Genomic DNA, 23,515 nt, shown 5'->3' with positions numbered 1-23,515 from the left:
ACACCAACCTATACCTACCACTTGCGCACCTACGTTCCCCTACGTGTCGCCGCTCCGCTCCCGGCCGACGGTGCTTCGGCCGTGGGCTTGCCGGCCGCCGCATCCTGCGTGCCCGCGGCGGCATTCGCGGTTGCCGCCGCTTTCTGCGCACCCTTGGCCGCGCGATGCGCGAGCAGACGCTGCGCGCCCGCGGCTTCCTGCGCCGTGACCTTGCCGGCCTCGGTGCCCGTCAGATCGACGCGCGCGGCGCCTTCCACGAGGCTCTTCCAGTAGCGGCCGCCACGGCACCACGTCTTGATCGCGTCGCGCAGTTCGGCTTCGGTCAGCGACAGGTCTTTCGCATGCACCACGAGGTCTTCGAAAATGCCGATTTTCAGCGGCAACTTCGGCGCCGGGTTCTTCGGGAATGCCACGGGGAAGCGTTTTTGCAGACGCCCGATCGAGCGGACCACCGGGTCCACCGGTTTCGCATCCGCCACCGGCCTCGTCTGGGCCGCGCCGCGCGATTGCGGCTGGGCTTGCGGCGGGCGCGCGGGCCGCGCGCCCGGCTTCGCATCCGGACGGGAACCGGGCTTGGCGCCCGGCTTCGAACCGGACCGCGCATCCGGCTTGGCGGCGGACTTCGAAGCGGGCCGCGCAGCCGATTTGCGATCGGGCTTGCCGCCCGACTCGGCGGCCGCACGTGCCGCCGCCAGTTGCTTCTTCAGTTCAGCGAGTTGTTCGAAACCCATAATGCACAACCAATCCGTCGATCTGTAAAAACGCGATTGTAGCAGCGTGCGCAAACGCCCTCGTGACAACCCTCAGCGGCATATGGATGGGCGCATGAGTGGGCGCACCGTCAGCTCGCGGCGGGCAGCGGCGCTTCGGCATCGTGCGCGCGCAGACCCGACACCGCGACGCTCAAACCGGGCCGCCCGGAATTGTTGCGCAGCGACAGCGACAGCCGGTGGCGACCGGCGATCCGCGAGACGATCGCGAGCCCGAGCCCGCTGCCCTCGCCCTTCGATTCCGTACCGCGATAGAAGCGGTCGAACACGCGTTCGAGTTCCGCCTCGGGAATGCCCGAGCCACTATCGACCACTTCGCAGCCGACCTGCTCGCCGGCGCGCCGGAGAATCACGTCGACGCGTCCGCCGGCCGGCGTATGGCGGATCGCGTTATTGACCAGGTTGCCGAGCAGCACACTCATGCCGTGCGGCTCGGCGAGCACCGTATACGCGTCGTTCGGCGTGCGTGCGCCTTCGCATTCGAGCCCGAGATCGATCTCGTGCAGCTCCGCGAGCAGCGAAAAGTCGCTGACCGCCTGCTCGCCGATGCGCCGCAGGCTGACCGGCACCATCGACGCGACCGGCTGCGCGTCTTCGTGCGCGAGCGTCAACAGTTGCTGCACGAGGTGAATGATGCGGTTCACGCGCTGCTCGACGCGCTCGAGCGCGTGGCCTTCGCCCTTCAAGGTGCCGTCGCGCGAGGCCGCCTGCAATTGCAGCTTCAGCGCCGCGAGCGGCGAGCGCAGTTCGTGCGCGGCGTCGGCGATGAAGGTGCGCTGCGCCTGCGACGCCGTATGCAGCCGTTGCAGCAGATCGTTGAGCGCTTCGACGAGCGGCCTGATTTCGACCGGCACGCTGCCGTCCAGACGCAACGGTTCGAGCGAATCGATCGAGCGCGTGGCGAGCGCGCGCGACAGGCCGCCGATCGGCCCGAGCCCGCGCGCCACCACCAGCAGCACCAGCACGATCGTCACCGGCAGCAGTACGCCGAGCGGCCACAGCGTGTGCAGCGCGAGCTGCAGCGCGAGATCCTCGCGTACCGAAACCGGTTGCGCGACCTGCACGTAGCGGTCGTTCTGGTCGACGCCGAAGGTGCGCCACTGGTTATCGCCGTGCCGCACGGTGTTGAAGCCCGGCGGCAGGCGTTCGAGCACCGGCGCCTGCGCGGAGTGGTAGACCGGCTGATCGCCGTGCTCCCAGATTTCGATGACGATGCGGTCGTCGGCGAGATCGCCGAGATCGGGTTCGCGCTGCTTGCCGAGCGCGACGCCGCGCAGGTTCGACGGCAACGACAGCGCGACGGTGCGCAGCTCGTAGTCGAACAGCTCGCTCGCCTCGCCCCGCGCGGTGTGAAAGATCGCGAAGGCCGCGACCACCGAGGTCGCCGCCATGCCGAAGATAAGCCAGCCGAGCAGCCAGCGGCGAATCGACGTCATGCGCGACGTTATGCGCATCGCTTCAGGCGATAGCCGACGCCCCGCACGGTGACGACCTGGTCCGCGCCGATCTTGCGCCGCAAGCTGTGCACATGCACTTCGATCGTGTTGCTGCCGACTTCCTCGCCCCAGCCGTAGAGCTTTTCTTCGAGTTCGGCCTTCGTGAACACGCGCGTGGGTTCCTCGATTAGCGCCTGCAGCAGCGCGAATTCGCGCGGCACGAGCGGCACCGGCTCGCCGTTCTTCGCGACTTCGTGCGCGGCGGGATCGAGCGTGAGTTCGCCGTGCGCATAGACCGGCTGCTTCTGGCCGGTGCGCCGCCGCAGCAGCGCGCGGATGCGCGCGGCCAGTTCGTCGAGATCGAACGGCTTGATGAGATAGTCGTCGGCGCCGGCGTCGAGACCGCGAATGCGTTCGTCGATCGCGTCGCGCGCGGTCAGGATGATGACCGGCGCGGCACCGCCATTGCGGCGATAGGCGTTGAGCACGTCGATGCCGTCTTTCTTCGGCAGGCCGAGATCGAGCAGCACGAGGTCGTACACGCCGTTATCCAGCGACAGTTCGGCCGCGCGGCCGTTCTCGGCCCAGTCGATCGCATAGCCGGCGCGGCGCATCGCGCCGAGCACCGTTTCCGCGATCATCTCGTCGTCTTCGACCAATAGCAGGCGCATGGCCTCTCCTTCGTGCGGTGTGGGCCGCGGCATTATCGAATGCAGCAGCTTAACGGTTCCTTACAGGACTCCGATGAGATCGTCGGCGTGCCGCGGCGCCTGGCGATGGTGCCCGCAACGTCGTGCATCGAGGCACGTTAAGCATGTCTTAAGCGCCCGTTGAGCAGAATCGGCTTCCATTTCGCGGCATCCGTTCGTGATTGTTCGTGATGGCCCCGACCTCTTTCAGGAGCCGGATTTTGCCTGTTTTTCACGCTACGGCGGCGGCTTTTGCAGCGCCCGCATCGGCGGCGACAGCTTCGGCGCCCCGCCGCTGCCCTCGCCTTCGCCTCCTTCGCCCCTTGCGCCGGCTGCGCCTGCTCGCGCCGCTGTGCGCGCTGTTGTTCGGCGGCTGCGCGATCTACCATCGCGAACCGCTCGCGCCGCAAGACACCTCGACATCGACGCGCTCGCTCGAACGCATCCGCATCGATCCGGCGACGATGCCGCTGCCCGAACTGGCCGCGCATCGTTTCGATCCCGCGGACGGGCTCGATATCGACGAAGTCGCGATGCTCGCAGTCGCCAACAATCCCGATCTCAAGCTCGCCCGCGACGATCTCGGCATCGCGCGCGCACAGGCCTATTCGGCGGGACTGCTGCCCGATCCGCAACTGAGCCTATCGAGCGATTACCCGGGTGCGGCCGGCACCACGCGCGCGTTCAATTATGGCCTGAGCATCGACGTGATGGCGATCGTGCTGCGCAGCGCGAATAAACAGTCCGCCGACGCGACGCTCGCGAAGACCGATCTCGGCCTGCTGTGGCAGGAGTGGCAGGTCGTCGCGCAGGCACGGCAGCTGTTCATCAAGACGCGTTTCCAGCAGGACACGCTGCCGCTGCTGCGCGAACAGCGCGATCTCGCGCGCACGCGCTACGAGCGCATGGCCGAGGCGCGCCGCGACGGCAATCTGACCGACGACGTGCTGAGCGCCGCGCTGCTCGCCTACGGCGACGCGCGCAAGCAATACACCGACGCCGAACGCGCGGCCGCGCAAACGCATCACGACCTGAACGCGCTGCTCGGCCTCGCGCCCGACGTGCAGGTGCAATTGCAAACGCAAGCAGGTGACAGCGACATCACGCCGCTCGCGGACGACACGCTCGACGCGGCGCTCGCGAGACTCGCGCAGCGCCGCCCCGATCTGATCGCGCTGCAAGCCGGCTACGAAGCCCAGGAGCAGAAATATCGCGCAGCGATTCTGAGCCAGTTCCCGAGCCTGTCGGTCGGCTTCGTGCGCGCGCGCGACACTTCGAACATCTACACGAGCGGCTTCCAGATCAACCTGAGCCTGCCGATCTTCAACCGCAACCAGGGCAACGTCGCGATCGAAAAAGCCACACGTGCGCGGCTGCGCGACGAATACCAGACGCGCCTGAACGAGGCCTACGCGGACGTCGCGCATCTGCGCGAGGACAGCACGATTCTCGCGCGGCAGTTGCAGCAGACCGAGTCCGCGCGGCCCGACGTCGAGCACGCCGCCCGGCAGGCGGCCGCGGCCTACGCCGATCACGACCTCTCGCTCGGTGCCTACACCGATGCGCAAAGCGCCGCGCTCACGAAACGTATCGACGTCGCGACGCTGCGCGAATCGCTCGCCGAACAACGTGTCGGTTTGCAGGCGCTGCTCGGCAGCGCGATTCCCGATGCCTTCTCATCCGCCCAGACATTCATCGACACTCATGCGAAATAGCCTGTTTTCACCGTTGCGGTCGTGGCCGCGCGCCGTCGCCACCGCGGCCACGGTGGCCGTCGCGGCGCCGCTCGCCTGCGCCGTGCTGTGGTACGCCTCCGCGCCTGCGGCTCATGCAGCCGACAGCAGCACCGCCGAGCCGCAACCGTCGGTGGCCGTTCAGACCGTGCGCGTGCAGCGCGCCGAAATCGCGCAACCGGTGCGCGGCTTCGGCGTCGTTGCCACCTCCGCGTCGAGCGTCACGACGATCAACCTGCCCTACCTCGCGCGCATCGTGCAGATGCGCGTGCAGGCCGGCCAGAGCGTCAGACGCGGCACGCCGCTGTTCGTCGTGCAGGCCGACCCCGCCGCCGTGCTGGCCGCCACCCAGGCGACGAGCGCGCTGACGCTCGCACAGGGCGAGCTCGCGCGCACTCAATCGCTCTACGACAAGGGGCTTGCCACGCGCTCGCAACTCGCGAGCGCGAGCAAAGCCGCCGACGACGCGCGGCAGGCGCTCGCCGCGCAGCATCAAACCGGCGTCGCGAGCGGCGACAAGACCGTGAGCGCGCCGTTCGACGGCGTAGTGCTGCAACTGTCCGCGGCGCAAGGCGACCAGGTGCAGGCCGGCGCGGCGATCCTGCAACTCGCGAGCGGTCGCGCCGGCGATACGCAAACCGCCCGCGCGAACCTGACGCTCGGCGTCGAACCCGCCGACGCGGGCGCGATCCATCCCGGCGACACCGTGACCTTGCGCGGCCTCTCCGCCGCGCTCGCGCAGACCACGGCCACGGGCCGCGTTGTCTTCGTCGGCGCCGCGATCGACCCGCAATCGCAACTGGTCAATATCGGCGCGGACGTGCCGCTCGCGCAGACGCCGTTCATCCCCGGCACGCGCGTCGCCGCCGACGTCGCGACGCGCGCCGGCACGCACTGGATCGTGCCGCGCGCGGCCGTGCTGAAGGATCGCCACGGCGCGTACGTGTTCCAGATCACGCCGCAACACAAGGCCCGCCGCGTCGCGGTGACGATCGCGGTCGAAAACGGCGCGAACTATGGCGTGGACGGCTCGCTCGATGCCGCGCTCGGGCTCGTGGTCAGCGGCAACTACGAGTTGACGGACGGCATGGCGGTGCGCACTGGGGGAGACGCGTCGCGATGAACTTCGGCCAATGGATGCAGACGCATCGCCGCTCGCTCCTCTTCGTGATCGCGCTGCTTGCGATCGCGGGTGCGCTCGCCGCGTTCCGTCTGCCGATCTCGCTGTTTCCGAATGTCTCGTTTCCGCGCGCGGTCGTCTCGCTCGATGCCGGCGACCGCCCCGCCGAGCAGATGGCGACGCTCGTCACGATGCCGGTCGAGGAAGCGCTGCGGCGCGTGCCGAACGTACGCGACGTCGATTCGACGACGAGCCGCGGCGCCGCGGAAATCTCGCTGAACTTCGACTGGGGCACCGACATGGCGCAGGCGACCTTGCAGGCGCAATCGGCGATCAGCGAAATTCTCGCGACGCTGCCGCCCGGCACGACGATGCAGGTGCGGCGCATGGACCCGACCGTGTTTCCGGTGCTCGCGTACAGCCTGACCTCGACGCAGCAGTCGCTCTCGGCGCTGCGCGATCTCGCGCAGTTCCAGATGCGTCCGCTGCTGTCGTCGGTGGAAGGCGTGGCGCGCGTCGAGGTGACCGGCGGCGCGCAGGACGAATTCGAAGTCGCGGTCGATCCCGTGCGCCTCGCCGCCTACAAGCTGTCGCTCGCGGACGTCTCGAAGGCGATCGGCGCAAGCAACGTGCTGATGGCGAACGGCCGCATCGAGGATCACGACAAGCTCTACCTCGTCGTCAGCAACACGACGATCACGCAGCTCGACGAACTGCGCAACGTCGTGGTCTCCGCGAACGGCAATGCAAACGGCGCACAGATCCGCCTCGGCGACGTCGCCACCGTGCGCGCCGGCGTCGTGCCGCAATGGATGCGCGTCACCGCCGACGGCCAGGACGCGGTGCTGCTCAACATCTATCAGCAGCCCGGCGCGAACAGCGTCGCGATGGCGCGCGCGATCCGCGCGAAGCTCGCCGCGTTCGGGCCGCAGATGCCCGCGAGCGTGCATCTGTCGAACTGGTACGACCAGAGCGAACTGGTGATCGCCTCGGCCACCAGCGTGCGCGACGCGATCCTGATCGGCATCGTGCTGGCGGCGCTGACGCTGTTCGTCTTCCTGCGCAACGGGAAGATCACCGCGATCGCGGTCGCGCTGGTGCCGGTCGTGATGGCCGCGACGATCCTGCTGCTCGACGTGTTCGGCATGGGCTTCAACATCATGACGCTAGGCGGCATGGCCGCCGCGGTCGGCCTCGTGATCGACGACGCCATCGTGATGATCGAGCACATCGTGCGGCGCATGCGCGAGGCCGGCGCGCACGCGTTTCATGGCCGCGTGATGGCCGCGGCGCTCGAATTCACGCGGCCGCTCGCGGGTTCGTCGGCGGCGACATTGATTATCTTCGTGCCGCTCGCGTTTCTGTCGGGCGTGACGGGCGCGTTTTTCAAGGCACTGTCGGTGACGATGGCAAGCGCCCTGTTCATTTCGTTTCTCGTCACCTGGCTCGCGGTGCCGATTCTGTGCGACCACTGGCTCAAGCCCGAAGACGCCGAGGAACACGCGGAAACACGCCTCGCCGCGTGGCTGAACCGGCGCTATGCGGCGCTAGTCGCGCGCGTGATCGCACGGCCGCCGCTCGTGCTGCTCGGCGTGCTGCCGCTCGTCGTGGTGGCCGCGTTCGCGTTCACGCGCGTCGGCAGCGGCTTCATGCCAAGCATGGACGAAGGCGGCTTCGTGCTCGACTATCACACGCAGCCGGGCACCTCGATCACCGAAACGGACCGGCTCATGAAGCAGATCGAGCAGATCATCCGCGCGAATCCGAACGTCGCGACCTATTCGCGCCGCACCGGCGCGGGTCTCGGCGGCGATCTGAACGAACCGAACAAGGGCGACTTCTTCGTGCGGCTCAAGTCCGGCAAACGCGAACCGATCGAGACCGTGATGGAAGAAATCCGCGCGCGGGTCGAAACGCAGGTGCCGGGCGTCAACATCGAACTCGCGCAACTGATGGAAGACCTGATCGGCGACCTGACGGCCGTGCCGCAGCCGGTGCAGATCAAGATCTTCTCCGACGACACCAACACGCTGCAGGCCACCGCGCGCAAGGTCGCGGCGCGTATCGGCCAGATTCAGGGCATCGTCGACGTCGACGACGGCATCAACCCGGCCGGCGATGCGCTCGGGCTGCATATCCTGCCCGCTGCCGCGGCGGCCGAGGGCATGGACCCGCAAGCGATCGCGCAGGCCGTCACCGACATGCTCGAAGGTAATGTCGCGACGCAGTTCCAGAGCGGCCCGAAAACGGTCGGCGTGCGGGTGCGCGTGAGCGGCGCGCGCGAACTCACCGATACGCAACTGGGCCAGTTACAGATTCGCGCGCCCGACGGGCATCTGTTTGCGCTCAAGCGCGTCGCCGATCGCGTGACCGTCACGGGCCAGCCCGAAATCAGCCGCTCGAATCTGAAGCGCATGGTCGCGGTGACCGCGCGCATCGACGGCCGCGATCTCGGCTCGACGATCGCCGACGTGCAGAAAGCGCTCGGCGACGCGAACCTGCTGCCGGCCGGCGTCTACTACGAACTGGGCGGCCTGTATCAGCAACAGCAGATCGCGTTCAAGGGGCTCCTGACCGTGTTCGGCGCCGCGATCGCGCTCGTGTTCGGCCTGCTGCTGTTTCTCTACGAGCGCCTGCGCGTCGCGCTCGCGGTGCTGGCGATGCCGCTGCTCGCGGCGGGCGCGGTGTTCATCGGCCTGTGGGTCACCGGCATCGAGCTGAACATCTCGGCGATGATGGGGATGACGATGATCGTCGGCATCGTCACCGAGGTCGCGATCTTCTACGTGTCGGAATTGCAGGCGCTGGTGCGCGACGAGGAGATGCCGTTTCACGAAGCGCTGCAGAGCGCCGGTCGCAATCGGCTGCGCCCGATCGCGATGACGACGATTGCCGCGATTCTCGCGCTGCTGCCGCTCGCATTTGCCTTGGGGCAAGGCTCGGCGATGCAGCAGCCGCTCGCGGTCGCGATCATTTCCGGGCTGATCGTGCAGTTGCCGCTCGTGCTGTTGCTGTTGCCGGCGCTGTTGAGGCTGCTGATGAAGAAGCAGACGGTGTGAGGTGTCGCCGGGTGACGCGGCGCGCCGGGTTCATTCGTGCCGGGCGTGCCGTGCTACGAGCCGTACCTGCTGACCTGGCTGCTGCCGTGCCGTGCGTTGATATCGCGCCGGAGTCGCGCGGCATCCGCATCGAATCCGCGACACGACGCTTCATTGCCACCTCATCGCCACCCCATCGACGCGTCAGGCGAGCACGTCCGCAAAGCCGCCGACCGGCGCGCCAAGCGCACGAATCGCGGCGGCCACCCGCGGCGACAGCAGTGCGTGCAATTCGTCGGCATGACGGTAGTCGTGCATGCCGGCGCTCAGCGCCTCGCCTTCGACCGCCGGGTGGCAGTAGATCTCGCCGACGCCATGCGGCAGATCGGCGAGCGCGGCAAGCCATGCCGCTTCGTCCATCCGGCCGCTCGCCGCGATCCCGACCACGTAGTCGTTATGCGCGATGCCGGCTCGTTCGAGACGCCTCTTCACCTGCGCGATCCACGGCCGCAGCCACAGCGGCGCATTGGCCTCGAACGGCAGGCGCATCGCCTTCATGCCGTAGTCGCGGCCGATCTCGAGGATCAGGCCGAGCACGGTCGGATGCAGATGAAAATGCTTGTGCGTGTTGACGTGATCGAGCGTGAGCCCGCTCGCGGCGAAGGCCTCGAACTGCGCGCGGATTTCGCGCGCGAGTTGTCTGCGCACGTGCGGCAGAAAGAAAAACCGCACACCGTCGCGCACCATGTTGCTGCCGAAGCGACCGTGTTCGTCGAGCAACGCGGCGATCTCCGCGCGCGGCGCGAGCGCGGCGCCGTCGGCGAGCACCAGATGCAGACCCACGCGCAACTGCGGCAATCTGCGCGCACGCTCGATCGCATCGCTCGCGGCCGGCGCGCCGACCATCAGGCTCGCCGCGCGCAGCACACCGTCGCGATGCGCGCGCTCGACCGCGCAGTTCACGCGCGGGTGCAAGCCGAAATCGTCGGCGGTCACGATCAGGCCGCGTGGCTTAGCCGCCATCCGAGGGCTCCATGGCGGGAAGCCGTCCGCCGCGCTCGGCAGCCGGCGTTTCGAGTCCCATGCGCGCGCCGCGCCACACGACGTGCGAGCCGAACGCGCTGACGAGCCATTGCAGCGCGAGCAGGGTGTCGCGCAGCGGCACGAGCGGCAGATCGCGCCAGAAGGTGCGCTCGCGCCGCGCGGCACGCAGATGCAGCAGCAAACGCGCCCCCAGGCACACCACGCTCGCCGTCGCGCTCGCAACCACGGCGTACTGCGATGCGAACGGCGTGTGCACGCAGGCGTGGGCGGCAAACGTCGCGCTCAGCCATGCGCTCGTCAGGAGCCACGGCGTCGGAAACGTAATCAGCAACGACATGAAACCGGGCGGATTCACCGAGCGGATCGTGCGCAGCCAGCGCGTTTCACGTTGCCAGAGCGCGGCGAAGGTCGGCTCGATCACGTCGGTCGCGACCACCACATGCGAGAGCACCGTTTGCAGACCGAGTGCGCGCACGTGCTCGGCGAGCCAGTAGTCGTCGGCGAGACAGTTCTTCAGCGCGTCGAAGCCGCCGATGCGTTCGAGCGTCGCGCGCCGCAGCGCGAGCGTCGCGCCGAAGCCGAAACGGCGCGAGCCCAACGCATGCGCGACGCGCACCGACGGCGCGAACCACTCGTTGATGAAAAGCGCGCCCACGCGCGGCCAGAAACCGCCGACCCCGCGCGCAACGTAAAGACAGGTGACGACGCCGACGCCCGGGTCCGCGAGCGGCGCGGCCACGCTGTCGAGATAATCGGCGTCGACGGCGATGTCGCTATCGGCGATCACGATCACGTCGTGCCGCGCGCGCTCCGCCATGTTGATGAGATTGCTGACCTTCAGGTTGCTGCCATGCACGCGCGTGTCGATCGCGAGTTCGATGTCGTGCCGCGGATAAGCGGCCTGCAAGCGGCGCACGACCGCAATCGCGGGATCGTGCGGCGACGACACGCCGAGCACCAGCTGAAAATGCCCGTGCCGCTGCTCGCAAAACGTGCGCAGATTTTCGTAGAGACGCGGTTCGGCGCCGCACAGCGGCTTCAGTACGCTGACGCCGACCTGCGCGAAATGACGGGGCGGCGGCTCGACGCACGAGCTGTTCGGGGTATGAGCGGTGTATGCAGTATCGGTGCCGCCAGCATGAGCAAGCGCCGCGCCGGCCGCGCTTCGATTATCGCCATGGGCAGCGGATCGACGGGCCCATCGATGTGCGAACCACTTCGGCGCCGCGTCGCGCCGCACGCCGAAAAACGGCATCGCGACGGCGGCCACCACCGTGTACAGCGTTGCGCCGATACAGCCTGCCAGCAGGACCCATTGGCATGCATTCAGCACCTGCGCCACCATCGCCCGTGCCCGTCAGTGCCCGGCCAGCACGAACGCCTGCCCGGTCAGGCGCAGATGAAGCACGACGAGCCAGCGCCGCGGACAGCCGGCGGCAATCGCAACCGGCGATACATGGCCGCCTGCCGTCGCGTAATCGTGCTTCACCGCGAATTCGAACGCGACCTGCGCGAATTCGCGTGCGACCACCACGCCGCCGACGATCAGCGCGAGCGCGAACAGACGGAACGACATGGAAGCGAAAAAGGTGTGGGATACAGGCAGCATCGGCAGCGTGACGCACAGCAGCGTGTCGGCGCCCATGGCCGTGACCGAGGCGACCAGCAGATGGGCTCGCAGCATGTCGATGGTGGCTGGCTTCATAACGTGCCTTGTGCGTGGCCTTGCGGCCTGAACGGATGCGCGGCGTCATCGGCGGGGGCTGCTCGAACACGTTGATCGACGCCCCGATCGGCCTGAAATATCTACCGCGTCAATCAGTCGAAGTCCTTGCGATAAGTTTTCGACAATCTGACAACCCGATGGCCTCGCGCGCATCTCGCAACCCGCGGCGACCATCCATAAATAGCGCGTCGATGGTATCGATTCAAGCTGAAGGATACCTTAAGCAAACCTATGGTATGAAGTAGCTGACGAACGGCATCGTCCCACCAGGATGCCGCGCCCCGGCGCTTGCACAAGCCGCCGGGAGTTATGCAATAAACCTGAAAAACGGAATCTCTGCCCCATGCGTGTACTCCTCGTAGAAGACGACGAGCTCATCGGCTGCGGTGTCGAAGCCGGTCTGCGCCAGGCCGGCTTCACGGTCGACTGGGCCTGCGACGGCCACAAGGCCAGCCTCGCGCTCGACACCACCCGTTATGCATTGATCGTCCTCGATCTCGGCCTGCCGCGCGTGAGCGGCATGGAGCTGCTCACGCGGCTGCGCGACGCCGGCAACGACGTGCCGGTGCTCGTGCTGACCGCAAAAGGCAGCGTGATCGAGCGCGTCGGCGGTCTCGAAGCGGGCGCCGACGATTATCTCGGCAAGCCCTTCGATCTCACCGAGCTGATCGCGCGTTGCCGGGCCCTGCTGCGCCGCGCACAAGGTCGCAGTATCGATCTGATTCGTTACCAGAATCTGACAGTGAACCCCGCCGCGCAAACGGTGGAGATCGACGAGACGCGCGTGCCGCTCACCTCGCGCGAATGGGCCATCCTGCTGCAATTGCTGACCCATCTCGGCATTCCGCAGTCGCGCTCGCAACTCGAGGAAAGCCTGTACGGCTGGCAGGAAGAAATCGAAAGCAATGCGATCGAGGTCCACGTGTCGAACCTGCGCAAGAAACTCGGCGCGGGCCTCATCAAGACCGTGCGCAATATCGGCTATGTGATGGAGAAGCCGTGATGGGCCCGTCGATTCGCCGGCGTCTCGTGCTGCTGGTGCTCGCGAGCATCGCGCTCGTGTGGGGCATCGCGCTCGTCTCGAGCTACCGGCAGGCGTCGCGCGAAGTCGGCGAATGGGAAGAGGCGCGTCTCGCGGAACTGGCGCAGATTCTCGCGCTGCTCGACTCGACCAACCTGAGCACGCTCGCCAATGCGCGCATCGACGTGCGCGAAGAGGAAAAAGGCGGCGAGCCCGGCGCAAGCCTGCTCGACGACGACGACACGCTGCCGCGCGACGCCCTCTTCCAGGTGCGCGAGACTAACGGCGAGGTTCTCGCGGGCAGCCCGCAACTACACGCGCTCGCCGCCTGGGACTTGCCGCTGCCCGCCGCGAGCGGCGCGCAGGACATCGTGCTGGGCGGCCAGCTCTATCACTCGTTCACGCTGCGCGACACGACGCTCGGCCATAGCGTGCGCGTATTCGAGCCGGCCAATACGCGCAGCGACCTCGTGAGCGGAGTCGCGAGCCGCATCGCGCGGCCCACGCTGATCGCGCTGCCGGTGCTCGCGCTGCTCGTGTGGATCAGCATCGGCTTCAGTCTCGCGCCGCTGAAAATCCTCTCGGTGGCGATCCGTTCGCGCGACATCAACCGCATGGAGCCGGTCGGCATCGGCCGCACGCCGATCGAGGTGCGCCCGCTCGTCGACGCGATCAACCAGATGCTGTCGCGGCTGCACCATTCGCTCGAACGCGAACGCGCGTTTACCGCTGATGCCGCGCACGAACTGAAGACGCCGCTTGCCGCGATCAAGGTGCAGGCCCAGGTCGCGCTCGCCGAACCGGACGTCGCCTTGCAGCGGCTCGCGATGAAGCGCGTCGTGCAAGGCGTCGATCGCAGCGCGCGGCTTGCCGAGCAGTTGTTGCTGCTCGCGCGCCTCGACGCGCAGGAGAAGTTGCCGACCGAGCCACTCAAGCCCGCGACGATCGCCAGAACCACGCTGCTCGCGAATCTGCGCAACGCGCAGCAGAAACACATCAACGTGATGCTGACCGGCGACCTGCTCGCGGAGATCGACGCGGAGCCGGTGCTGATCGGTATCCTGCTCGACAATCTGCTCGATAACGCGATCAAGTACGGGCGCGCGGGCGGCACGGTCGAAGTGGCCGTGCAGCATGCCGACGAGCGTGTGCAGGTGTGCGTGCGCGACGACGGCCCAGGTGTCGCGCCCGACGATCTCGCGCGGCTCACGAGCCGTTTTTTCCGCGCGCCCGGCAATCAGGCGACGGGCAGCGGGCTGGGTCTATCGATCGTCGCGCGGATCGCCGAGCACTTCGGCGCGAGCCTGCAACTGGGCGCGGGTATCGGCGAGCGCGGGTTGGCGGTGAAGGTGTCGTTTCCGGCTTACGGGGCGACGCGCTGAAGCACGCCGCACTGAAGCACGATGCACCGAGCGCGGCGCAACGCTCAGCGCCGGCCGCGTTCGAGGTTCGCTTCGCCGAGCGCCGAACCCTGCTCGGCCAGTTCCGCCCGCATGTCATGCGGCACGGTCTGGGCGGGCCGGTTGCCGGCCGACTCGGCGAACTGCCATGCGATCAACCCCGGCACGAACATCAGCAGGTCGCGAATCCGCCGCGCGGCCGCGAGCGCGAGACAAGTCGCCGGATCGATGCCGAGTGCGCCGCCGATCAGAATGAAGCCGCCCTCCTGCACGCCGAGCCCGCCTGGCACGAAGAACGCCGCGCTGCTGATCGCCTGGATCAGCGACTCGATCACGACCGCTTCGACGAGCGTCACGTGCACGCCGAGAAAATACAGCGCGAGCCAGATTTCGAGCGACGTCAGGAAGCATTGCAGCGGCTGCCAGAAGAACAGATAGCGCAGTATGACCGCGCGGCGACGCCAGATCAGCTTGATCGCCTGGTCGATCTGCGCCGACTGGCCGACGAGCTCGGCAAGCTTGCCGCTCGTCATATGGTTGAGCGCACGCGTCATGCGCTCGAACGGATTCGCGTGCTGCACGAGCGCGAACAGCACGAGCAGCGGCGTGAGCACCACGACGCCCCACGCGAGCTGTCCGGCGAGCCGCAGCGTGCCCGATTGCGCGTGGGCGAACAGGAAGCCGATACCGACCATCGTGAACAGCAACTGGCTGATGACCGTCAACTGCATATCGACGACGATGCTGCCGACCGCCGTCGACGAGCGCACGCCCCAGCGCCTCAGCATGCGGAACGAGACGAGCTCGCCGCCGATCCGCGCGACTGGCAGCATGCTGTTGACCGACTCGCGCACCCACACGAGATGCAGCATCCTGCCGAAGCTCGGACGGTTTGCGCCGCGAATCAGCGAGCGCCAGTCGCAGGCGTTGGCCATCATCGGCAGCACGTGCGCGAGCGCGGCCAGCACGAGGCCCGCGCCGGCCGCGCGCAAGGCGCCGAGCACGGCGCTGGGATCCTCGCGCCACACGAGCCACAATGAAATGAGCAGACCCGCAAGCGCGGCCGCGCGACCGAGATGCTTCATCGCGCGCCGACCTCGCAGGCCGTGGTGATGGCGGCCGGGCGCTTCGTCACGCGTGCCGCCGCGACCAGGCGGTGTTGCGAACCGCGCCCGCCTGCTTCCTTGAAAACCTTGTCGATCATTCGCTGCCCAACCTGCCGTTCGTTCGTCATTCGTCCTGTGCCGCCGACAGCAGTCCGTCGCCGTCGACCTTGAAGCTGAAGCCGCGCCAGATCACGCGCGAGGAGCGGAAGCTCATGACGAAAATCGCAAACGATACGATATCCCAGAGCGGCAGCAGCCAGAGATCGCGGTACGGCCTGCGCAACGCGCGATCGGACGACAGTTTCAACGCGAGCCGCGCGCCCATCGCGACGAGCACGAGCGGCCACGCCCAGAGCGCCGCGCCCGAAAACACCAGCGCGAGCAGCGCAAACGCGGACGGATGCACGAGCGCCGAGCCGAAATGCCCGAGTGGATCGATACGGCGAATCGTGCGGCTCCAGCGCAGTTCGTGCGTGATCAACTTCGCCGCGCTCGATTCGACGCACGCATGCGAAATCGCGAACGGCGGAATCGCGACGTCCTCGCCGATCGCTCGCACTGCCTCGCCGATCGCGTGATCCTCGGCCAGATGCCGCGCGAACGGCTTGAAGCCGCCGATCCGCTCGTAGGTGTCGCGCCGCATCGCGATGGTCTGGCCGAAGCAGGGTCGCGCGAGCCCGAGCGCGAGTCCGGTGACGACGCCGGGCAGGAACTGGTAGTTGGTCGCGATCGCCGAGAGCCGCGGCCAGAAGCCCGGATCGGGCTGGCCGCGATAGGCGCACGTGACGAGCCCGACGCCGGGCTGCTGCAATTCGCCGATCACGTTGCGCAGATAGTCGGCGCCGACGCCCACGTCGCTGTCGGCGAATACGAGCACATCGTGACGCGCCTGCGGCAGCATGTTGAGGATGTTGCTGATCTTGCGGTTCGGGCCGTAGAGACGCGCATCGGCCACCACGCTCATATCGGCGTCCGGATGCAGCCGGCGTAACGCGTCGACGACTTGCAGCGCGGGGTCGGCCGAGTCGTGCACGCCGAACAGGAACTGCACCGGCCCCGGATAGTCCTGCTCGCAGAAGCTCGTGAGATTGTCGAGCAGCGCCCACTCGTTGCCGTGCAAAGGCTTGACGACCGTGACGGGGGGAAAGCTCGTGGGCTCGGCCACCGCCCTCGCGAAGAAGCGCCCGATCAGCGCGCTCGCGAGCACGGTATAGCCGATGCCGACAATCGCCGCCGCCGCGCACGCATACGCGAGCGCGAGGCCCGCAAAATGCGCGACGAGATGCGCGGCGTTCACGCCTCGTGCGCGCGCAGGAAGCGGAAGAATTCGACGCCTTCGCGCAGACGCCGTTTCATCATGTCCCAGCTCGTCAGCATTTCACGCACGATCTCCCAGATCTTCGACGGCCGGAAATAGAAGCGCTTATAGAAGTTCTCGAGCTGGTGATAGATATCCTCGCGCGACAGATGCGGATAGCCGATCGCCGCCAGCTGCACGCCTTCCTTGCTGACGAGGTTGATCACCTTGTTCTCTTCGAGCCAGCCGTTTTCGACCGCCTGGTTGTAGAGCGTCGTGCCCGGATACGGCGCGGCGAGCGACACCTGGATCGTATGCGGATTGATCTCCTGCGCGTAGGTGATCGTCTTCTGGATCGTTTCCTGGGTTTCGCCGGGCAGGCCGAGAATGAAGGTGCCGTGAATCTTGATGCCGAGCTTGCGGCAGTCGTCGCTGAAGCGGCGCGCGATGTCGGTGCGCAGCCCCTTCTTGATGTTCAGCAGGATCTGGTCGTCGCCGGATTCGTAGCCGACCAGCAGCAGGCGCAGGCCGTTTTCCTTCATGATCTTCAGCGTCGAATACGGCACGTTCGCCTTCGCGTTGCACGACCACGTGACGCCGAGCTTGCCGAGACCGCGTGCGATTTCCTCGACGCGCGGCTTGAAGTCGGTGAACGTGTCGTCGTCGAACATGATCTCCTTGACTTCAGGCATGTTGTCGCGAATCCACTTCACTTCGGCGAGGACGTTCTCGACCGAGCGCGTGCGGTAGCGATGCCCGCCCACGGTTTGCGGCCACAGGCAGAACGTGCACTTCGAACGGCAGCCGCGGCCCGTGTAGATCGACACGTACGGATGCTTGAGGTAGCCGATGAAATAGTTGTCGATCTTCAGGTCGCGCTTGTAGACCGGCGCGACGAACGGCAACTCGTCCATGTTTTCGAGGATCGGGCGCGCTTCGTTGTGCTCGATCGAGCCGTCGGGCGCGCGATAGCTCAAGCCCTTGATCTGCGCGAACGGCTTGCCCTCGGCCACTTCCTGGCAGGTGAAGTCGAATTCCTCGCGGCAGACGAAGTCGATGGCCTCGCTCGCGGTCAGCGAGTTGTGCGGATCGACCGCGACCTTCGCGCCGACCATGCCGATCAGGAGCGACGACTTGCGCTTTTTCAGGTCTTCGGCGAAGAGTGCGTCGGTCGGAAAGGACGGCGTGCTCGTATGGATGACGACGAGATCGTATTGCGCGGCGATATCGAGCGTGGCTTCGACGGAGAGGCCGTCGGCGGGCGCGTCGAGCACGCGGCTATCGGCAATCAGCGCGGCCGGCTGAGCGAGCCACGTCGGGTACCAGAATGAACGGATTTCACGCTTGGCCTGATAGCGCGAACCCGCGCCACCATCAAAGCCATCGTAGGACGGCGCCTGCAAGAACAGGGTTTTCATGGATGCTCCAGCAAGCCTTTTTAGGCGCTTTCGGTTTTCGGTCGGGATCTATCTGATCCATTGCCCGCGGACATGCGCAGCGATCATGCGTTCGACCTGCACATGACAACGGCCGCGGTCCTCGAAGGCCACGGGCAGTGGCGAAGATAGTACGGAGCAAAGCTGAAGGAAACCTGAAGCATGATACTGCGTTCCGGCCCCGCGCGGCTGCGTCGCGAGGGTCGATTCAGGGGGATTTTCGTGTGATGCGATGCTTGTCGCATCGATATGGTATCGGAATGGAAAGACGTGGCTCGAAGCGCGGTGATTCACGCGGCGCGCTACATGACCCCGCGCATGAACAGATACAACAGATACATCCGCAGGCGCATGACGACTCGCGCGAACCCGCCACACCCCGGCGGCAAGAGGCATGCCATCCACGTCGCCACCAGCCCGCGTCCGGTGAGATTGCGCGCAATCAGATAAGATAATTGGTATCGGCAGTTCAATCATGGCCGCGCAGGTCCTGTCGCTTCTTGCTTCACGACCGCGCGGCCTGTCGTTTTTCCCACTCACAGGAACCCAGCATGGCTATCCCGAGCTACACCGATACCCGACTTCTGATCAACGGCGAGTGGTGCGATGCCGCCAGCGGCAAGACCCTCGACGTCGTCAATCCCGCGACCGGCGAGGCTATCGGCAAGGTCGCGCACGCCGGCATCGCCGATCTGGACCGCGCGCTCGACGCCGCGCAGCGCGGCTTCGAAGCCTGGCGCAAGGTGCCGGCCAACGAGCGCGCCACGATCATGCGCAAGGCCGCCGCGCTGGTGCGCGAGCGCGCCGCCGACATCGGCCGCCTGATGACCCAGGAACAGGGCAAGCCGTTCGTCGAAGCGCGTCTCGAAGTACTGGCCGCCGCCGACATCATCGAATGGTTCGCGGACGAAGGCCGCCGCGTGTACGGCCGCATCGTGCCGTCGCGCAACGTCGCCCAGCACTCGCAGGTACTGAAGGAGCCGATCGGCCCGGTCGCCGCGTTCACGCCGTGGAACTTCCCGGTCAACCAGGTCGTGCGCAAGCTCTCCGCGGCGCTCGCCTGCGGCTGCTCGTTCCTCGTGAAGGCGCCGGAAGAAACCCCGGCGTCGCCGGCCGCGCTGCTGCAGGCCTTCGTCGAAGCCGGCGTGCCGGCCGGCGTGGTCGGCCTCGTGTTCGGCGATCCGGCTGAAATCTCGAGCTACCTGATCCCGCATCCGGTGATCCGCAAGGTCACGTTCACGGGCTCGACGCCGGTCGGCAAGCAACTGGCCGCGCTGGCCGGTTCGCACATGAAGCGCGCCACGATGGAGCTCGGCGGCCACGCCCCGGTGATCGTCGCCGAAGACGCCGACGTCGCGCTCGCGGTCAAGGCCGCCGGCGCCGCGAAGTTCCGCAACGCGGGCCAGGTCTGCATCTCGCCGACGCGTTTCCTCGTGCACAACAGCCTGCGCGAAGAATTCGCCGCGGCGCTCGTCAAGCATGCCGAAAGCCTCAAGCTCGGCGATGGCCTCGCCGAAGGCACGACGCTCGGGCCGCTCGCCAACGCGCGCCGTCTGAGCGCGATGGCCAAGGTCGTCGACGACGCGCGCAAGACCGGCGCGACGATCGCGACGGGCGGCGAGCGCGTCGGCTCGGCCGGCAACTTCTTCGCGCCGACCGTGCTGACCGACGTGCCGCTCGAAGCCGACGTATTCAACAACGAGCCGTTCGGCCCGATCGCCGCGATCCGCGGCTTCGACAAGCTCGAAGAAGCGATTGCCGAAGCGAACCGTCTGCCGTTCGGCCTCGCGGGCTACGCGTACACGAAGTCGTTCGCCAACGTGCATATGCTGTCGCAGCAGATGGAAGTCGGCATGCTGTGGATCAACCAGCCGGCCACGCCGACGCCGGAAATGCCGTTCGGCGGCATCAAGGATTCCGGCTACGGCTCGGAAGGCGGTCCGGAAGCGATGGAAGCCTACCTCGTCACGAAGGCCGTGACGGTGATGGCGGTTTAACGACGCACTAATAGAAAGAGACAGGCCGGCTCCGCGCTTGCGCGCGGAGCCGGCCTTTTCGTTTCCGACGCCTTCGGAATGGCGCGTCAGACGTGCGCGTCGCGCTCGTTGAGCGGCGGCGCCTGCGTGGCCGCCGCGAACTCCTCGCGCAACGCGTCGCGAGCATGATGCCGGCGCACCCACAGCGCCGTGAGAATCGGCACCAGAATCGCGGTGACGAGGCAAGCCGTCGCGACCATCGCGGTCGCGGCCGGCACGAGCGGCTTGAAGCTCGGAATCATGTCGGCGATGATCGCCGGATTCGCGACCGCCGCCCCCGCCGTCGACGATGCCGCAAGCCCCGCCGCGCCATTGCCGCCCGCGATCCAGCGGTCGGCGAGAATCAGCGGAATGCCGGTCACGACGATCACGCCGAGGCCGAGCGCGATGCCGGGCAGCCCGCTCGTCACGATCACGTTCAGATCGATGCCGTTGCCGAGCGCGAAACCGAAGAACGGGATCAGCGGATGCACGCAGCGGCCGAACAGGTCGCGCAGCTCGCTATCGAGGTTGCCGAGCACGAAGCCGATCAGGAACGGCAGCACCGCGCCGACGAACAGGCGTGGCTCGAAGAACGCGACGCCGGTCGCGCCGAGAATGATCATGCTGATGAGCGGCCCCGATTCGACGGACATCAGCACGAACGCGCCCGCCTCCTCCTTCGTGCCGTACTGCTGCATCACGGCTGCGTAGAGACCGCCGTTGGTCATGTCCATCGAGGTCGTGATCGCGAGCACCGAGAGCCCCGCGAAGAGCCCGGTCTTGATGCCGTCGATCGGAATGAAGCGCGCCGCGATCAGCGTGACGACCCACGCGACCGCCATCTTGGTGGCGAGCAGCGTGCCCGATTTGCGCAACACGGTGCCGGTCGCGCGCAGATCGATCGTCGCGCCCATGCAGAAGAACCACACCGCGAGAATCGGCACCGTGCCGGTAATCAGGCCGTTGGTGAACGAGCCGAAGTATTTGCCCGCGCCGGGCGCGAACGTGTGCACGCAGGCGCCGAGCAGCAGCGGCACCAGCATCAGGCCGCCAGGAATGCGGTCGATGGCCTTCTTGATCTTCATGCCTCCTCCATGGACGGTCACGTCCCGTTGACGGGTGGATTACCCGGGGTCATGTCCCGTTCTGCGCCGGGCTCTCCCTGTCCGGCGCAATATAGCACCACAAAAGGAACATCGTTCCGTTTCTTTTTGTAAACGCCGACTATCGTTTACCCGTTACGGCACCAAAACCTTTGCCAGCTTTAATGACGCAGAGCAATATTTTTCGAACCAGTGTTCCGGAATCGAAATTGTGCGTTACAGTGCTCGGGCACATGGCGCGGCACAGCGCCGATCCCGCGAGCGGAGAACGATAGATGGTCTCGGCCGCATTCCGGCGGGCCGCTGGGGTATCCCGGACGATCTCGCGGGGCCCGTGGTGTTTCCGCCTCGCTGGCGTCGGACTACGTGCATGGACATACACTCGCGGTAGACGGCGGCTGGCTTGCGCGCTAGCCCGGTAAGGCGACGGCGCGGCTCGGCACAGACAGGGAATGACGGACATGGCGGCAACGGAAACACGACGCGATAAAGCGCGGGACGAGACTAACAGCAAGGCGGTCAGCAGGACTGACGAGAAGACGCGCGGCAAATCGCGCAAGCACACCGCCGACGCATCGCCCGAGGCGGACGGCGGCGAGCGCGGCGAATCCGCGTCGTCGGTGGGTCGAGTCTTCGCGATTCTCGGCGCGATCGGCGACAGCGGACAGATCGGCATCAGCGAGCTGTCGCAACGGCTCGGCATGTCGAAGACCACCGTGCATCGCGTCATTCAAACGCTGAAGGCGCTCGGCTACGTCACGCAGGAAATCGAAACCGAGCGCTACCGGCTCACGATCCGTCTGTTCGAACTCGGCGCGAAGGCGCTCGAAAGCGTCGATCTCGTGCGCGAGGCCGACACCGAAATGCGCCGCATCGGCCAGATGACGCGCGAAGCGGTTCACCTCGGCGCATTCGACGACGACGCGATCATCTACATCCACAAGATCGACGCCGACTACGGCCTGCGCATGCAGTCGCGCATCGGCCGGCGCAATCCGCTGCACAGCACGGCGATCGGCAAGGTGCTGCTCGCGTGGATGGCGCCGGCCGATGCGCGCGAGGTGCTCTCGCACGTCGAATTCCGCAAGTCGACGCAGAAAACGCTGACCTGCGCCGAAGCAGTGCTGAGCATTTTGCCGCGCGTGCGCGAGCAGGGTTTCGGCGAAGACAACGAGGAGCAGGAAGACGGCCTGCAGTGCATCGCGGTGCCGGTGTTCGACCGCTTCGGCCGCGTGATCGCCGGGCTGTCGATTTCGTTTCCGACGATGCGCTGCGGCGCCGATACGAAGCAGCACTACGTCGCCCTGCTCAAGCAGGCCGGGCTCGCGATTTCGGCGCGGCTCGGTTATCGCCAGACGAGCGCGCCGGAGCCCGTGGGGACGCCGCCCTAGAGGGCGTACGATGGGCTCGATGAACCTGGGGTGCCTGGGGTGCTTGATGAAGTACCGCAGCGGCACCTGTGATGCGCACGTCGCGTGCTCGTATCCGATCGAAGCTTAAGAGAAGCTGATGGCGCAACACGTGCGATGTCATCGATCCGACATGCGCACGCAGGCGTCATGCGGCCTCGGATCCCCAGTCTGCAACTGAATGTATCCGCGCGATACCTCCGACGCGAAACACGATTCGGCCTGCCCCGCCGTGCCCGCGAACCGTCGATGTATCGAACGCCCGCTTCATACCGATACCTCAAGGGCTCGCGCCTACGCTTCTTTTCATAACGCGCTCAAGGGCTTGCCGATCCGCTTAACAATCCCCTGTCATTTCGACGCGTTAGGCTTGCCGTTTTTCCGTCACGTCCGTTGTCACCGTATGGCCGCGTTGCCGCGCGCGCGTATCGACACGTCCTGTTACACACAAACACACCGATAATCGCGCCGCTCAGTAGAGTTCGGTTCACACGAAACACAATGGCAACTTTTGCCAAGGGAGCAACATCATGAAGAAAATTTTCGCACTCGTCATTCTGGCCACCACGCTCGGCGGCGCATTGAGCGGTTGCATCGTGGTCCCCGACGATCATCATCACGACCATCACTACGACCACGATCATTATTGAGCGGATGGTGCGCGCTTCATGAGGCATTCGTGAAGCCGCGCGCCGACGCGCCTGACCTCACCACACTCATCAAAACAGAGAACACACTATGAGTCACTCTCGCAGCCGCTGGATATCGTCGGCGATCGTCGCGGCCCTCGCGATCGGCGTATCGTCGGCCGCGTTCGCGCATGTCGACGTTGGCGTTAACATCGGCATTCCGGGCGTCGTGGTAGCGCCGCCCCCGCCGGTCTATGTGCAGCCCGCGCCCGTGTACGTGGCGCCGCCGCCCGCGGTCGTGATCGCGCCGGGCTGGTACGGCGATCGCTACTACGATGGTCATCGCTATTGGGGGCGGGACGAGTGGGAGCATCATCACGAAGAATGGCACGGCGACCGGCACGATAACGGCTGGCACGGCCGCGGCCACGATCACGACGATGGCTGGCACGGGCATGGGCACGATCACGATCACTGAACGATGCCCGGCGGCGGTCCTGCCGCCGCGCCACGCCGGCATTCGCGCCACCCCTTCGACAG

19 protein-coding genes and 1 pseudogene are annotated in these 23,515 nt (G+C 66.6%); 9 read left to right on the top strand and 11 right to left on the bottom strand.

Translation table 11 applies throughout. From position 1 onward, the window contains the following. Positions 1-29: 29 nt before the first annotated feature. The 3 genes from G3N58_RS06770 to G3N58_RS06760 form a co-directional block, all read right to left on the bottom strand. On the bottom strand, positions 30-731 hold the full coding sequence (locus G3N58_RS06770; protein WP_205998832.1) for a ProQ/FinO family protein: 702 nt from the start codon (positions 729-731) through the stop codon (positions 30-32). 110 nt (positions 732-841) lie between these two features. Continuing rightward, the gene (locus tag G3N58_RS06765; RefSeq protein WP_205998831.1) at positions 842-2,206 is read right to left on the bottom strand and encodes an ATP-binding protein; all 1,365 of its coding nucleotides are present in this window, start codon (positions 2,204-2,206) and stop codon (positions 842-844) included. Between the two features lie 8 nt (positions 2,207-2,214). Beyond that, complete coding sequence (locus tag G3N58_RS06760) at positions 2,215-2,877, bottom strand: response regulator (protein WP_205998830.1); 663 nt, start codon at positions 2,875-2,877, stop codon at positions 2,215-2,217. A 341-nt stretch (positions 2,878-3,218) separates the two neighbouring features. Between G3N58_RS06760 and G3N58_RS06755 the strand changes: the two genes are divergently transcribed. Genes G3N58_RS06755 through G3N58_RS06745 form a run of 3 tightly spaced genes read left to right on the top strand, consistent with a single transcriptional unit; the run spans position 3,219 to position 8,807 of the window. After that, positions 3,219-4,610, top strand: a complete 1,392-nt coding sequence (locus tag G3N58_RS06755; RefSeq protein WP_241017020.1) for a TolC family protein — start codon at positions 3,219-3,221, stop codon at positions 4,608-4,610. Beyond that, positions 4,600-5,751, top strand: a complete 1,152-nt coding sequence (locus G3N58_RS06750; protein ID WP_205998828.1) for an efflux RND transporter periplasmic adaptor subunit — start codon at positions 4,600-4,602, stop codon at positions 5,749-5,751. The genes G3N58_RS06755 and G3N58_RS06750 overlap by 11 nt, the downstream gene beginning before the upstream one ends. Continuing rightward, positions 5,748-8,807 (top strand): efflux RND transporter permease subunit, encoded by a 3,060-nt coding sequence (locus G3N58_RS06745; protein ID WP_205998827.1) that lies wholly within the window; start codon positions 5,748-5,750, stop codon positions 8,805-8,807. Before G3N58_RS06750 ends, G3N58_RS06745 begins: the two co-directional genes overlap by 4 nt. A gap of 183 nt (positions 8,808-8,990) precedes the next feature. Here the strand turns inward: G3N58_RS06745 and hpnK are convergent, their stop codons facing one another. From hpnK to G3N58_RS06730, 3 genes are read right to left on the bottom strand one after another with little or no spacing between them, the layout of a single operon-like run. Beyond that, positions 8,991-9,809 carry a hopanoid biosynthesis-associated protein HpnK gene (hpnK, locus tag G3N58_RS06740; protein ID WP_167038092.1) on the bottom strand — a complete coding sequence of 273 codons (819 nt, stop codon included), beginning with the start codon at positions 9,807-9,809 and terminating at the stop codon, positions 8,991-8,993. Further along, complete coding sequence (hpnI, locus tag G3N58_RS06735) at positions 9,799-11,175, bottom strand: bacteriohopanetetrol glucosamine biosynthesis glycosyltransferase HpnI (protein ID WP_205998826.1); 1,377 nt, start codon at positions 11,173-11,175, stop codon at positions 9,799-9,801. The genes hpnK and hpnI (G3N58_RS06735) overlap by 11 nt, the downstream gene beginning before the upstream one ends. 12 nt (positions 11,176-11,187) lie before the next feature. Next, entirely contained in the window at positions 11,188-11,535 is a 348-nt protein-coding gene (locus tag G3N58_RS06730) for a hypothetical protein (RefSeq protein ID WP_205998825.1), read from the bottom strand. 364 nt (positions 11,536-11,899) lie between these two features. Here G3N58_RS06730 and G3N58_RS06725 point away from each other — a divergent pair, with 364 nt between their 5' ends. Both G3N58_RS06725 and G3N58_RS06720 read left to right on the top strand, forming a co-directional pair. Further along, the gene (locus G3N58_RS06725; protein ID WP_205990326.1) at positions 11,900-12,559 is read left to right on the top strand and encodes a response regulator transcription factor; all 660 of its coding nucleotides are present in this window, start codon (positions 11,900-11,902) and stop codon (positions 12,557-12,559) included. Then, the gene (locus G3N58_RS06720) at positions 12,556-13,959 is read left to right on the top strand and encodes an ATP-binding protein (protein ID WP_205998824.1); all 1,404 of its coding nucleotides are present in this window, start codon (positions 12,556-12,558) and stop codon (positions 13,957-13,959) included. Before G3N58_RS06725 ends, G3N58_RS06720 begins: the two co-directional genes overlap by 4 nt. A gap of 44 nt (positions 13,960-14,003) precedes the next feature. Here the strand turns inward: G3N58_RS06720 and G3N58_RS06715 are convergent, their stop codons facing one another. The 4 genes from G3N58_RS06715 to hpnJ are packed head-to-tail and all read right to left on the bottom strand — an operon-like array spanning position 14,004 to position 17,798. Continuing rightward, a complete protein-coding gene (locus G3N58_RS06715) occupies positions 14,004-15,062 on the bottom strand; it encodes a lysylphosphatidylglycerol synthase domain-containing protein (RefSeq protein ID WP_167038082.1) in 1,059 nt (352 codons plus the stop codon). Further along, entirely contained in the window at positions 15,059-15,211 is a 153-nt protein-coding gene (locus tag G3N58_RS06710; RefSeq protein WP_167282756.1) for a hypothetical protein, read from the bottom strand. The genes G3N58_RS06715 and G3N58_RS06710 overlap by 4 nt, the downstream gene beginning before the upstream one ends. After that, complete coding sequence (gene hpnI, locus G3N58_RS06705) at positions 15,208-16,380, bottom strand: bacteriohopanetetrol glucosamine biosynthesis glycosyltransferase HpnI (protein WP_205998823.1); 1,173 nt, start codon at positions 16,378-16,380, stop codon at positions 15,208-15,210. The genes G3N58_RS06710 and hpnI (G3N58_RS06705) overlap by 4 nt, the downstream gene beginning before the upstream one ends. Next, a complete protein-coding gene (hpnJ, locus tag G3N58_RS06700; RefSeq protein ID WP_167038078.1) occupies positions 16,377-17,798 on the bottom strand; it encodes a hopanoid biosynthesis associated radical SAM protein HpnJ in 1,422 nt (473 codons plus the stop codon). The genes hpnI (G3N58_RS06705) and hpnJ overlap by 4 nt, the downstream gene beginning before the upstream one ends. Before the next feature lie 569 nt (positions 17,799-18,367). On the opposite strand from hpnJ, the gene G3N58_RS06695 reads away from it, so the two are divergent. After that, positions 18,368-19,813 carry an NAD-dependent succinate-semialdehyde dehydrogenase gene (locus tag G3N58_RS06695; protein ID WP_167282752.1) on the top strand — a complete coding sequence of 482 codons (1,446 nt, stop codon included), beginning with the start codon at positions 18,368-18,370 and terminating at the stop codon, positions 19,811-19,813. A gap of 86 nt (positions 19,814-19,899) precedes the next feature. Here the strand turns inward: G3N58_RS06695 and kdgT are convergent, their stop codons facing one another. Then, the gene (gene kdgT / locus G3N58_RS06690; RefSeq protein WP_167282750.1) at positions 19,900-20,919 is read right to left on the bottom strand and encodes a 2-keto-3-deoxygluconate transporter; all 1,020 of its coding nucleotides are present in this window, start codon (positions 20,917-20,919) and stop codon (positions 19,900-19,902) included. A gap of 292 nt (positions 20,920-21,211) precedes the next feature. On the opposite strand from kdgT, the pseudogene G3N58_RS34025 reads away from it, so the two are divergent. The 3 genes and pseudogenes from G3N58_RS34025 to G3N58_RS06680 all read left to right on the top strand — a co-directional run. Beyond that, positions 21,212-21,351: pseudogene (locus G3N58_RS34025) on the top strand (SDR family oxidoreductase); the annotation flags it as partial. A 38-nt stretch (positions 21,352-21,389) separates the two neighbouring features. Further along, entirely contained in the window at positions 21,390-22,328 is a 939-nt protein-coding gene (gene kdgR, locus G3N58_RS06685) for a DNA-binding transcriptional regulator KdgR (RefSeq protein WP_205998822.1), read from the top strand. Between the two features lie 756 nt (positions 22,329-23,084). Then, complete coding sequence (locus tag G3N58_RS06680; RefSeq protein ID WP_205998821.1) at positions 23,085-23,453, top strand: hypothetical protein; 369 nt, start codon at positions 23,085-23,087, stop codon at positions 23,451-23,453. Positions 23,454-23,515 lie beyond the last annotated feature (62 nt).

It is taken from the genome of Paraburkholderia sp. Ac-20342, assembly GCF_017104985.1.
GTDB lineage: Bacteria > Pseudomonadota > Gammaproteobacteria > Burkholderiales > Burkholderiaceae > Paraburkholderia.
This window is presented reverse-complemented; position numbering and strand designations above follow the sequence as displayed.

Bases quoted from the DNA above. Each gene is read 5' to 3' on its own strand.
- G3N58_RS06770 (WP_205998832.1), bottom strand. From the start codon at position 731: ATGGGTTTCGAACAACTCGCTGAACTGAAGAAGCAACTGGCGGCGGCA.
- G3N58_RS06765 (WP_205998831.1), bottom strand. From the start codon at position 2,206: ATGACGTCGATTCGCCGCTGGCTGCTCGGCTGGCTTATCTTCGGCATG.
- G3N58_RS06760 (WP_205998830.1), bottom strand. From the start codon at position 2,877: ATGCGCCTGCTATTGGTCGAAGACGACGAGATGATCGCGGAAACGGTG.
- G3N58_RS06750 (WP_205998828.1), top strand. From the start codon at position 4,600: ATGCGAAATAGCCTGTTTTCACCGTTGCGGTCGTGGCCGCGCGCCGTC.
- G3N58_RS06745 (WP_205998827.1), top strand. From the start codon at position 5,748: ATGAACTTCGGCCAATGGATGCAGACGCATCGCCGCTCGCTCCTCTTC.
- hpnK (WP_167038092.1), bottom strand. From the start codon at position 9,809: ATGGCGGCTAAGCCACGCGGCCTGATCGTGACCGCCGACGATTTCGGC.
- hpnI (WP_205998826.1), bottom strand. From the start codon at position 11,175: ATGGTGGCGCAGGTGCTGAATGCATGCCAATGGGTCCTGCTGGCAGGC.
- G3N58_RS06730 (WP_205998825.1), bottom strand. From the start codon at position 11,535: ATGAAGCCAGCCACCATCGACATGCTGCGAGCCCATCTGCTGGTCGCC.
- G3N58_RS06725 (WP_205990326.1), top strand. From the start codon at position 11,900: ATGCGTGTACTCCTCGTAGAAGACGACGAGCTCATCGGCTGCGGTGTC.
- G3N58_RS06715 (WP_167038082.1), bottom strand. From the start codon at position 15,062: ATGAAGCATCTCGGTCGCGCGGCCGCGCTTGCGGGTCTGCTCATTTCA.
- G3N58_RS06710 (WP_167282756.1), bottom strand. From the start codon at position 15,211: ATGACGAACGAACGGCAGGTTGGGCAGCGAATGATCGACAAGGTTTTC.
- hpnJ (WP_167038078.1), bottom strand. From the start codon at position 17,798: ATGAAAACCCTGTTCTTGCAGGCGCCGTCCTACGATGGCTTTGATGGT.
- G3N58_RS06695 (WP_167282752.1), top strand. From the start codon at position 18,368: ATGGCTATCCCGAGCTACACCGATACCCGACTTCTGATCAACGGCGAG.
- kdgT (WP_167282750.1), bottom strand. From the start codon at position 20,919: ATGAAGATCAAGAAGGCCATCGACCGCATTCCTGGCGGCCTGATGCTG.
- kdgR (WP_205998822.1), top strand. From the start codon at position 21,390: ATGACGGACATGGCGGCAACGGAAACACGACGCGATAAAGCGCGGGAC.
- G3N58_RS06680 (WP_205998821.1), top strand. From the start codon at position 23,085: ATGAGTCACTCTCGCAGCCGCTGGATATCGTCGGCGATCGTCGCGGCC.